At 62.9% G+C, this 10,573-nt stretch carries 9 protein-coding genes; 4 read left to right on the top strand and 5 right to left on the bottom strand.

Features of this window, described 5'->3' with window-relative positions; all coding sequences use genetic code 11:
• The 3 genes from JI743_RS15010 to JI743_RS15000 form a co-directional block, all read left to right on the top strand.
• The coding region (locus JI743_RS15010) for a zinc-dependent alcohol dehydrogenase (RefSeq protein ID WP_201929438.1) at window positions 1-1,162 on the top strand (1,162 nt) is incomplete at its 5' end.
• A gap of 8 nt (window positions 1,163-1,170) precedes the next feature.
• Window positions 1,171-1,926: an SDR family NAD(P)-dependent oxidoreductase gene (locus tag JI743_RS15005; RefSeq protein ID WP_330903002.1), complete on the top strand. Its 756-nt coding sequence runs from the start codon at window positions 1,171-1,173 to the stop codon at window positions 1,924-1,926.
• 29 nt (window positions 1,927-1,955) lie between these two features.
• On the top strand, window positions 1,956-2,780 hold the full coding sequence (locus JI743_RS15000) for a phytanoyl-CoA dioxygenase family protein (RefSeq protein WP_201929436.1): 825 nt from the start codon (window positions 1,956-1,958) through the stop codon (window positions 2,778-2,780).
• A gap of 28 nt (window positions 2,781-2,808) precedes the next feature.
• Here JI743_RS15000 and JI743_RS14995 read toward each other — a convergent pair whose 3' ends face one another.
• Genes JI743_RS14995 through JI743_RS14980 form a run of 4 tightly spaced genes read right to left on the bottom strand, consistent with a single transcriptional unit; the run spans window position 2,809 to window position 6,654 of the window.
• Window positions 2,809-3,522: an SDR family NAD(P)-dependent oxidoreductase gene (locus tag JI743_RS14995; RefSeq protein WP_201929434.1), complete on the bottom strand. Its 714-nt coding sequence runs from the start codon at window positions 3,520-3,522 to the stop codon at window positions 2,809-2,811.
• Window positions 3,519-4,355, bottom strand: a complete 837-nt coding sequence (locus tag JI743_RS14990) for a fumarylacetoacetate hydrolase family protein (protein WP_201929433.1) — start codon at window positions 4,353-4,355, stop codon at window positions 3,519-3,521. The genes JI743_RS14995 and JI743_RS14990 overlap by 4 nt, the downstream gene beginning before the upstream one ends.
• Entirely contained in the window at window positions 4,352-5,659 is a 1,308-nt protein-coding gene (gene eno / locus JI743_RS14985; protein WP_201929465.1) for a phosphopyruvate hydratase, read from the bottom strand. The genes JI743_RS14990 and eno overlap by 4 nt, the downstream gene beginning before the upstream one ends.
• A 2-nt stretch (window positions 5,660-5,661) precedes the next feature.
• Window positions 5,662-6,654, bottom strand: a complete 993-nt coding sequence (locus JI743_RS14980; RefSeq protein ID WP_201929431.1) for a phosphotransferase family protein — start codon at window positions 6,652-6,654, stop codon at window positions 5,662-5,664.
• Window positions 6,655-6,756: 102 nt separating this feature from the next.
• Here JI743_RS14980 and JI743_RS14975 point away from each other — a divergent pair, with 102 nt between their 5' ends.
• Window positions 6,757-8,007 (top strand): MFS transporter, encoded by a 1,251-nt coding sequence (locus tag JI743_RS14975; protein WP_201929428.1) that lies wholly within the window; start codon window positions 6,757-6,759, stop codon window positions 8,005-8,007.
• A gap of 36 nt (window positions 8,008-8,043) precedes the next feature.
• Here the strand turns inward: JI743_RS14975 and JI743_RS15365 are convergent, their stop codons facing one another.
• Window positions 8,044-10,398, bottom strand: coding sequence for an alkaline phosphatase D family protein (locus JI743_RS15365; protein WP_201929426.1), 2,355 nt, complete (start codon window positions 10,396-10,398; stop codon window positions 8,044-8,046).
• Window positions 10,399-10,573: the final 175 nt, after the last annotated feature.

Here is a 10,573-nt window from a genome sequence, read left to right as displayed (position 1 = left end):
TCCTTCCCCATCGACCAATACACAATCCAGCCGCTCCACATCCAAAACGGAAACGCAAAAGCACCCAACACCCCAGGAAACGGCATCTCCTTCAACTTCCAATCCCTCAACCCCCACAGGGTTCTGTAACGAAAGCACGCAAATGATATCCGCAGTTTATGTCGAGAAAGGCCGGTTCGAGATCGGCGACGGCGATCGTGTCGAGCCGGCGGCCGACGAGGTTCTGCTTCGCGTCGGGTTCGTGGGCCTCTGCGGCACAGACCTTCACGTCTATCACGGGAATATGGATCATCGCGTGTGTCCGCCGGGCATCATCGGACACGAAATGTCCGGCACCGTCGAAGCGGCGGGGTCCGACGTCCACGATTTCGGCGTGGGCGACCGCGTCGTCGTGCGGCCGCTCGACTATTGCGGTACCTGTCCCGCTTGCGAAGCAGGTCATTCGCACATCTGCCACAACCTCAAATTCATGGGGGTCGATACCGCCGGAGCCCTCCAGTCCTATTGGACAGTCAAGGCGCGCACCCTGCACCGCTTACCCGCCAATGTGGACCTTCGTCGCGGAGCTTTGGTCGAGCCGCTCGCCGTCGCTTGCCACGATGTTGCGCGGGCGCGCGTCGCTGCGGGCGAAAAGGTCGTCGTGCTGGGGGGCGGTCCCATCGGCCAGCTCATCGCGCTCGTCGCGAGAGCGAAGGGAGCCGAAGTCCTCGTTTCCGAACCGACCGCTGTCCGCCGGAATTATGCCGCCGACGCCGGTTTCGCCGTAATCGATCCTTCGGCTTCCGATCTTGCGGACCATGTGATGGAATGGACTGCTGGCAAAGGGGCCGATGTCGTTTTCGAAGTCGCCGGCGTCCAGGCAACCGTCGACGCCATGACGGCCATCGCCGCCGTTCGCGGACGAATCTGCATGGTGGCGATTCATTCGGCGCGGCCGCAGGTCGATCTTTTCCGCTTCTTCTGGCGCGAGCTCGAGCTCGTCGGCGCCCGCGTGTACGAGGCCGCCGATTTCGACGCCGCGATTGACCTCATCGCCGGCGGTGCCGTCGACGTCGACGCGCTCATCACATCGGTTCGCCCGATCAAGGATGTCCAAGCCGCATTCGAGCAGCTCGATAGTGCCGATCCCGGCATGAAGACCCTTCTGGAGTGCTCGAAATGATTGATGCGATGTTCGATCTTTCCGGCCAGACTGCGCTTGTTACCGGATGTCGCCGCGGGATCGGCCTGGCCATGGCCGTCGGGCTAGCCGAGGCGGGAGCCGACATAATTGGCGTTTCTGCATCGCTCGACCCCGAACGGGACGAAATTGTCGATCTCGTGCGCCGGACGGGCCGCAATTTTACCGGTTATCAATGCGACTTTGCGGATCGGTCGGCCGTCAAGGATATGCTCGGAGAGGTCATCGCGACGCATGGGGCAGTCGATATCCTGGTAAATAATGCGGGGACAATCCTCCGGGCACCCGCCGCGGACCATCCCGACGAATATTGGGACAAGGTCATCGAGGTCAATCTCTCGGCGCAGTTCGTCATCACCCGCGAGATCGGCAAGGCGATGCTCGCCGCCGGTCGCGGCAAGATCATTTTCACGGCATCGCTGCTTTCCTATCAGGGCGGGATAACGGTTCCCGGCTATGCGGCGAGCAAAGGCGGCATCCAGCAGCTTACCATGGCCTTCGCCAACGAATGGGCAGGCCGCGGCGTCAACGTCAACGCCATTGCGCCGGGATATATTGCGACGGACAATACCGAGGCGCTGCGGAACGACGCCGCCCGCGCCGAGGCTATTCTCGCACGTATTCCCGCCGGAAGGTGGGGGCGCGCCGAAGATTTCAAGGGCCCTGCCATTTTCCTTGCGTCGAGCGCCTCGGACTATGTGCACGGCGCGACATTGCTCGTCGATGGCGGCTGGATGGGACGCTAGGCCATCGAAATATCGAATGGAAACTTTAAATGCTGAAGATCCAAGATAATCTGGCCGTACACTACGAACGCGAAGGTTATGCTGCGCCGCTGCGGGCTTTGGATCCGGGAACGGCGCGCGGCTACCGCGCCGCGCTTGAACTGCACGAGGCGCGGCACGGGTCACTGTCCAAACCGCACCGCAACAATCCGCATTTGCTTTTCGGCTGGGCCGACCGGTTGATCCGCGAGCCAAAAATCCTGAGCGCCGTGTCCGCATTGCTCGGCGACAATCTGCTCGTGTGGGGTTCGACCCTCTTCATCAAGGAACCCCATGATCCGGGCTTTATTTCATGGCACCAGGATTCGACCTATTGGGGCCTCGACCCTGCCGATGTGGTGACCGCTTGGGTTGCGCTTACAGACAGCCGAATGGACAATGGAGCGCTTTGCGTGTTGCCGAAGAGCCACAAGATGGATCAGATGCCACACCGCGACACTTTCGCGGAGACGAACATGCTGTCTCGTGGCCAGGAGATTGCCGTCGAGGTCAACCCCGACGAGACGGTGGCCCTCGAACTCGAACCGGGCGAGATGTCCCTCCATCATGTCCGGATGGTCCATGGTTCGGGTCCCAATGGCTCGGATCGCCGCCGCATAGGGTTCGCCATCCGTTACCTGCCGACGCATGTTCGCCAGGTGTCCGGCCAGTCCGATACGGCAACACTGGTGCAGGGCATCGACGCCTTTCAAAACTTCGGGCCCGAGCGGCGGCCGGAGCAGGATTTCGGGGAGGCCGAGCGAGCCTTCCACGCAGAGATCGAAAGGCTTCAGCATTCGATCATTCTGAACGGTCCCGGGGCGGACGCCCGCTAGTGCGGGGCGCCGCCCCTAGCGAAAAACCTCAATAGGTCGCCCGCCCCCCCGAAAGATCGAACACCGCGCCGGTCGTAAAGCTGTTCTCCGCCGACACCAGCCAGGCAATCATGGCCGCAATTTCGTCGAGCTCGAGGAAGCGCCCGCGAGGAATTTTCGCGAGCATGAAGGCGACAAACTCTTCGGACACGGCGTCGAAGATGCGCGTGCGCGCAGCAGCGGGCGTCACGCAGTTCACGGCGATCGGCCGGTCGGCGAGCTCCTTGCCGAGCGACTTGGTGAGGGCAATGACGGCGGCCTTCGACGCGCTATAGGCCGCGGCATTCGGATTGCCCTCCTTGCCGGCGATCGAGGCGATATTGACGATGCGCCCATAATTCTGCCCGATCATCACCGGGACGATCGCACGGCAGCTGAGGAATGTGCCGCGCACATTGACCGCTTGCACCCTCTCCCAATCCTCGAGCGAATAGTCCCACGTCGGAGCGGTGGGACCCGCGATACCCGCGCTATTGACGAGGATGTCGATGCGCGGGCTACGCGCCCGGGTGGCGGCCAAGGCGGCCGCGACGCTTGCCTCGTCAGCAATGTCGACAGCAAGCCCATCGCTCGGGCCGGGCTCCAGGTCCCATATGGTGACCTCCGCGCCCGACTGTCGCAGCCGGGCGCACACTGCCGCCCCGATCCCTTGCGCGCCGCCGGTGACGACGGCGTGCCGCCCCGCAAGATCGATGGCATTCACAGCGCCGCCACCGTTTGTTCCTGGACCCCGAGACCGTCGATGCCGAGCCGCACCCGATCACCCGGTTTCAGCCAACGCGGCGGGTCGAAACCGGCGCCCACGCCGCTCGGCGTTCCGGTGCAAATGATGTCGCCCGGCATCAATCGCGTGAATTGGCTCATATAGGAGATGATCGCGGCGACAGAAAATATCATGTCGTCGGTGTTTCCGTCCTGGAGGCGTTCGCCATTGACCTCGAGCCAGAGGTGCAAGGACTGCGGATCGCCCACTTCGTCGGCCGTGACGATCGACGGACCGAGCGGACAGAAGTTGGGAAAGCTTTTCCCCTTCATCCACTGTCCGCCGCGCTCCATCTGCCATGCGCGTTCCGAAACATCGTTGACGATCGCATATCCGAGCACATGTTCGAGCGCCGAACCCGCTTCCACGCGCAGCGCGGGGGTTCCGATGACGATCGCCAGTTCCACTTCCCAATCGAGTTTGGTCATCCCGTCGGCAAAGAGAATATCGTCATTCGGACCGCACAGCGTCCCCGCCGCCTTGCTGAACAGGATTGGCTCCTCCGGGATCGGCAATCCGGCTTCCTTTGCGTGAAGGGCGTAATTGAGCCCGACGCACCAGATCGTTCCGCTGCGCGCCAGCGGGGCGCCGAACCGAAGGCCCTTGGCATCGACGACGGGGAGATCGGCGCATTTCAGCCGTTCGATAAGGTCTGGCCCGACCGTCTCGGGCAAGAAATCGGGAATGATTTGCGATGCGTCGCGCAAATTGCCCGCGCTATCGACGATTCCCGGCTTCTCGAAGCCCCGATTTCCAAATCTGACAAGTTTCATAGTCCGCTCCCATATCGCTTACCCCACCAGGTTGAGGCGAGCGGCGCTCCCGCCGCGAAATCCCCATCGCCGAAATGCTCGGCAATTCTCAAAACCTCGTTCCATTTTGCCGTTCGTTCGCCGCGCGCAAACGATCCCACCTTGAGCTGGCCGGCCCCAAGCCCGACGCTGAGATGCGCTATCGAAACATCCTCGCTCTCGCCGGATCGCGCCGACACGATGGTCCCCCAACCTGCGGCCGCCGCGGCCTTATGCGCCGCCACTGCGCGGCTGACGGTGCCTGCCTGATTGACCTTCACAAGAAGCGCATTGCAGGCGCCGCATGCGATCGCGGATTCCACGCGGCGCGCGTCGGTCACAAGAAAATCGTCGCCAATGACCTGAATGTCCGGGTTGCGCCGCGTAAAGTTCGCCATGCCGGCGACCGATTTTTCCGATACCGGGTCTTCGATCGCGGCGATCGGAAAACGGCGGCGCCATTCTTCGAGCAGATCGAGGAAACGAGTTTCGTCGAGCCTGCTCTCCTCAAGAACGAGCTGGTAGCCGCCGTCGACGCAAAGCTGCGTTGCAGCGATGTCGAGCGATATTACCACCCGCTCGCCGGGCACTTCGCCCGCGCGTTCGATCGCGGCGACCAACGTCTCGAGCGCGTCTTCGTTCGATTCGAAGACAGGCCACCATCCGCCTTCGTCCGCGACGCCTTGCAATTGGCCTCGCTCGCTCATGATCTCGCCTGCGGCGCGATAGATTTCTGCCGTCACCGCCAGCGCCTCGTCGAAGCTGGAAGCCCCCGGCACCATCACCATGAAATCCTGGACATCGACGCGCCGCGCCGCATGCGCGCCGCCGCCAAATATCTGGATTTCCGGGAGCGGTATCGAGGGTGCCGTTTGAAAAATGTCGGCATAATGCGCCCACAGCGGCATTTTGCGGGCGGCGGCGGCCGCATGCCCAACCGCAAGCGAAGCCGCTACCGCGGCATTGCCGCCCAAAACCGAGAAATCGCCTGTACCGTCGGCGGCGTCGATCCGCGCATCGACCAGAGCCTGGTCGGCCGCATCGACGCCCCGCAGGGCTGGCTCGATGTCTGTTCCAACAGCCACAACCGCCCGCGTCACGTCCAGTCCTCCAAAGGAGCGGCCCCCGTCACGCAGATCGATTGCCTCGCCCGACCCGCAGGATGCGCCGGCCGGGGCAATCGCACGCCCCGCCGATCCATCCCGGAGCGCAACTTCGACTTCGACCGTGGGCCTACCTCGAGAATCCCAGACCCGCCGGCCCGAAACCCTCGCGATCTCGCGCATATTCATCGATCATACTCCATCACAAAGCGCGCCAGGGCGGTCATGTTGCAGGCAGGGCGGCCCAGCAGCTCGATCGCCGCACTACGGACCGAACGAGCGCCGGACTCATCCAGATATTCGAGCGGCGATTTTCCGCTGACACGCGCGAGCATCAGTGCCGGCAAGAGCGCGGTGCAGCGCAGTTCGACCGCGCCGCTCCCCGGCCACCGCGCGCTCTCCGCATATCCTTCCCAAAGCTCCAGCGCGGCGCGATTGAGCTCGCCGCGGCGGTCCGGCATCACCATCGATTTGATCAGAATGTGGTTGAGGCAGAAGGCGATATCGAAGGCGGGGTCACCAAAGGTCGCACACTCGGCATCGATGAATACGGGCCCGTCGGGCCCGCACAGGATATTCTTCGGACTCACATCGCCGTGGACAAGCGCTTCGCGCCGCCCTTCGAGATCGGACACAAGTTCGAGTAGCCGAGGTGCGACGGTCGGTTCGCGGGCCGCCGTATAGCGAAAATAGGGATCGATCCGCAGCGCATCGAAATCGGCATCGTTCGCGAAACTCGCCGGGACCGAGGCCGCGCAGACCGACGCGGCATGAATCCGCGCCAGCCGAGAACCGACTTGCCGCGCGATACCGGTATCGACCCGCCCGTCCATAAGCTTCGACTTCCAGTTCCGGAAATGCGAGGGATCGAGAAAATCCATCACGATGGTCGGACCTGCGGCATCGAAAGCCAATATTCTTGGGGCAAATCCGTCAAAATGCTTGCCCACCCAGTCGAGCCAGTTGCGCTCGGCCAGCGCCCGGCCGATCGGGGCTTCCCAGCGCGCCTTGGTCTTCAGTTCCGGCAAGGCGGCCTTGACGCAGAAACTGGCAAACCCGTCGGTCGCGCGCCAGACATCGGACGACACGCCGCCCGTCAAAGGCATAAGCTCGATTCGTGCTTCCGGTCCAATCAGCCCGGCGCGGCGAAGCAGCCCTTCTGTCCGTCCCTTGTCCATCCGCTTGCTCCCGCCGCCGACATGCTGGCCAAGCCCTAGTGGTCGCTCATATTGTTGTTGTCAATTGTCAACAATAGACTATCGTGATCGCGGGAGACGATAATGCACGACGCGACGACAACGATCCGAAATGCAGCTCTGGGAGGGGGAAGCTCGATCCGATGGCGGATATGTGCGCTTCTTTTCGTTGCGACGACCATCAACTACCTCGACCGCCAACTGCTCGGCATCTTGAAGCCCGTGCTCGACCGCGAAATCGGTTGGTCCGAAGCCGACTATGGCTATGTCGTCTTCTCCTTCCAGCTCGCCTATGCCATCGGACTGACCGGAGCAGGCTGGTTGCTCGACCGAATCGGCAGCCGCCTCGGCTATGCATTGGCGACGGCAAGCTGGAGCCTTGCCATCGCCTTTCACGGACTTGCGGGTGGCGTATGGAGCTTTGCCGCCACGCGGTTCGGATTGGGCCTTAGCGAAGCCGGCAATTATCCCGCCGCGATCAAGACGGTGGCCGAACATTTTCCGCAGCACGAACGATCGCTTGCGACCGGCCTCTTCAACGCCGGATCAAATGTCGGAGCGATGCTGGCTCCCCTCCTCGTCCCGTTGATCCTCGCCTGGTTCGATTGGCACTGGGTTTTCGTGCTGGCTGCGATACCTGGCGCTTTGTGGGTCGGCGCCTGGCTCGCACTCACGCCGGCTTCCCCGGAATCGTCCGTGAGCCCGACCGAAGCCGTGGCAACGCGCCCGCTTCGAGAGATCGTCCGGCTGCGCGGAACATGGGCCTATGCGCTCGCCAAGTTCCTCACTGACCCCGTCTGGTGGTTCTTTCTATTCTGGCTTCCCGACTTCCTTTCAAAGTCGCATGGTCTGGCCATCAGCGAATTCGCCCTTCCCCTGTTTACCGTCTATCTCATCGCCGACGTCGGCAGCATCGCGGGCGGGTGGGGCGCTTCGGCCCTGATGCGACGCGGATGGTCGGTCGACGCGGCGCGAAAGGGTACGATGCTGGTCTGCGCAATTGCGGCGCTCCCCGTCGCGATGGCGCCGACATTGCACGCCCTCTGGCCGACGATCTTGCTGATCAGTCTTGGCGTTGCGGCTCACCAGGCCTGGTCGTCCAACCTCCTGACCCTCGTATCGGACCTCGTGCCTGCCCGCGACGCCGCCTCGGTCGCGGGATTCGGCGGAACGATCGGTGCGGTAGGCGGCATGGCCATGGCCTGGTCGGTAGGCCATATCCTCGAAGCCGGCCTTGGCTATCAGCTCATATTCGTGGCGGCAGCCAGCGCTTATCTGCTGGCATTGGGCATCATACAGATTCTCGTCCCCCGCCTTGGGACGGTCGCCGACTAGAGCGCGACCGGCGGCAGCGGCGCGCAGAACCGATCGTCAATCGATCCGGTTCAGGCCGCCATTTTCATCCTGACCGATAACGACGGGCCAGCCGGGGAAGATGTCGGCGATGCTCGGCGATCCGGCATTGGCGAGAAAACGATAGGCCGCGACGCGGTAGGTGCGCTTCTCGCAATCGAAATCGACCAGCCCGAAGCCGCTTCCCTTCTCATGCGCTCGAACGTAACGGTTCCCTGACATGCCCGTCAGGGGATTCCCGACGGCATAGACATAAATACGGTTGCCGAAACTGTCGCGATACTCGCCCGTGTTCGCCAATCCATGCTTCGGCCGATGGGCATGCGGCAATCCGACGGCATCGGGCTGCCACCATCGCGGCCACCCGGCCGCGATCGCGGGGGTGCAAAAGGCCCAGTTCGCGTCGCGTTGGCTTTCAACGCCATATTGCGAGAGCGTAGCGAGATGCGTGTCACCGCAGATGTGGAGCGCGCGCGACTTGCGCATGATCCGGATGGCGCGGTCTCGCGCAGTGGCAGGCCAGCCGCTGCTGTCGAAGTCATATTTGAGATATTGGTCGGGTTCGGGCTGATGCGTCGAAATCCCCGCAAACACGGTTTGGCTGAGCACGGCCTTCAGGCGGTGTCCGCGCCAGTCGTCACCCCAACGCTCGAGGAAGGCTTCCTGCCGCGCTCCGAGCAATTCGAGATCGGCGCGGTCGAACGCAGGATTCACGAACAAGGGATCTTCCCCGCTTCCCGTCTCGCCAACCACGATCCCCAGCCGCTCGGGCCCCGATTTCCACTGCCGGTCGGCGAGAATGGCAAAACTCACGCCGCCATAGACGAGTTCGGTGAAGTAGACGCCGATCCCGTTCGAGGGCGCCGGATCGACGGCATCGGGCAGATGCGCAACATTGGTCCGATGCACCGCATCCACTACCCGCACGGGGGCGATATAGCCCCCGGACGCGTCGCTGCGCCCTGACGCGCGTGCGGCCTCGGACATCGGGCGGCCACCCTCACCCCAGAGATTGCCCTGCAGCACATCATGATCGTCGGGCAGACAAACCGTCGGCACACTGCGCATGGCGTCGCGAAAGGCCCAGCCGAATTGATAGAATTTGCGAAGATAGTTCAGGATCGCAGGTTCGGCCGGCGATCGTATCACGCCGAAGCCCCCATGATTTTCGTAGAGCTGGTCGCCCGAGAAAAAGAGGATGTCGGGCCGAAGTCGTTCGAGATTTTGCGCAACGGGCGCATAAGGAAAGGCATAATCATTCTGGCAGGTCAGCGCGGCCATGCGAAGCGTTCCGCCCTTTGGCTCAGCGGCGATGCGGCCGGTAAAGCTATCGACAAGATGATCGCCATTGCGCCGCCTCTCTCGGTAGAGAATTCGATAGTCGAGGGCCGCGGCAGCATCCCAGTTCGCAACGCGGAACAGCGCGGTGCGGCTGTCCTTCTCAACGAGGCTTTGTGCAGCAGAAACCCAACGCCCGCCGCGTCGGACCTGAAGCTCGACCTGGTCGTCCCCGTCGGCGGCGCAGGGCGCAATGAAGGCCGTCATTTTGAGGACATGCCCCTCTCCCGATCGCATATCGTGAAGAGTGTACATGGCCCAGAGGATCGGACCGAACTGTTGGTTGTCCTGTGCGCCGAATGCTTGTCCGGCGATTCTCCAGCGCCGAAAGCGGTAGCGCGAACTGGCGATACGGCGTTCGTCCTCGGCGGAAATCGCAAAATTGCTTACGAGCGCAACATTGCCTACGAGGTCGCTGGCCGGAAACAGATGTTCGATGGTTCCCAGCGCTTCGCCTGTTCGAACGCTCTGCGCCGAGAGACGAAGGCGAACAAATTCGGCCGCGGGCTCGCCTGAGAGCGAAAGTTCGATTTCCTCGCCGTTCGCAGCGGCCTTCGCTGCGGTCTCATGCGCGCCGAGGCGAAGGCTTCCGGCTACAATGCCCGCGTCGATTCCGCCGGCAGCAAAGCAGTTTGCCCGATAGTCCCCGATGTCGCTCTGGATGCCGAGCCGCATCGAGGCCCCTCCATCGCTCGCTCCGTCCCCGAGATTGCGGATGACGACGGACATCCGGAAGGGGCGCTGCGGATTTTCGAGCTGGTGCGGCAGGCTATGGACGCTGCGGCTTCCGCCGCGGGACAGGCATTCGGCGCCACCGCACGCCAGCCGCCAATCTTCAAGAGGGTTTGCCCAATATCGACGGCCGAGCCAGATGCGGTCAGGACAGGCCGACCAGTCATCCTCGACGCCCGCAGCCAGCGGGTCTGCGGGGGCGGATGGCGCCGCGGCAGCCGTCCCTTTTCCGGCAGCGGCCCCGGCCGCCATCCCGGCCAACGCCAGCCGCAAACCCTGCCGCCTCGATACGAGCTTCGCCACATGGCTCTCCCATTGCTAAGGATTCAATTGCCGACCCTGACGGGCCAATCGCCAGATCCGAAGGTCGAGTATCGAACGACAATCGTTGATTGTCTACAATTATCGAATGTCGAATATCGTTGGCGAAGAACTTCTCCAACCTCCCAATTTGCGGGACGATGCTCGTATCCATGCC

Source organism: Sphingopyxis jiangsuensis, from assembly GCF_016734905.1.
GTDB classification, from domain to species: domain Bacteria; phylum Pseudomonadota; class Alphaproteobacteria; order Sphingomonadales; family Sphingomonadaceae; genus Sphingopyxis; species Sphingopyxis jiangsuensis.
Note: the sequence above shows the minus strand (reverse complement) of the source record. Positions and strands in the feature narration are given on the sequence as shown.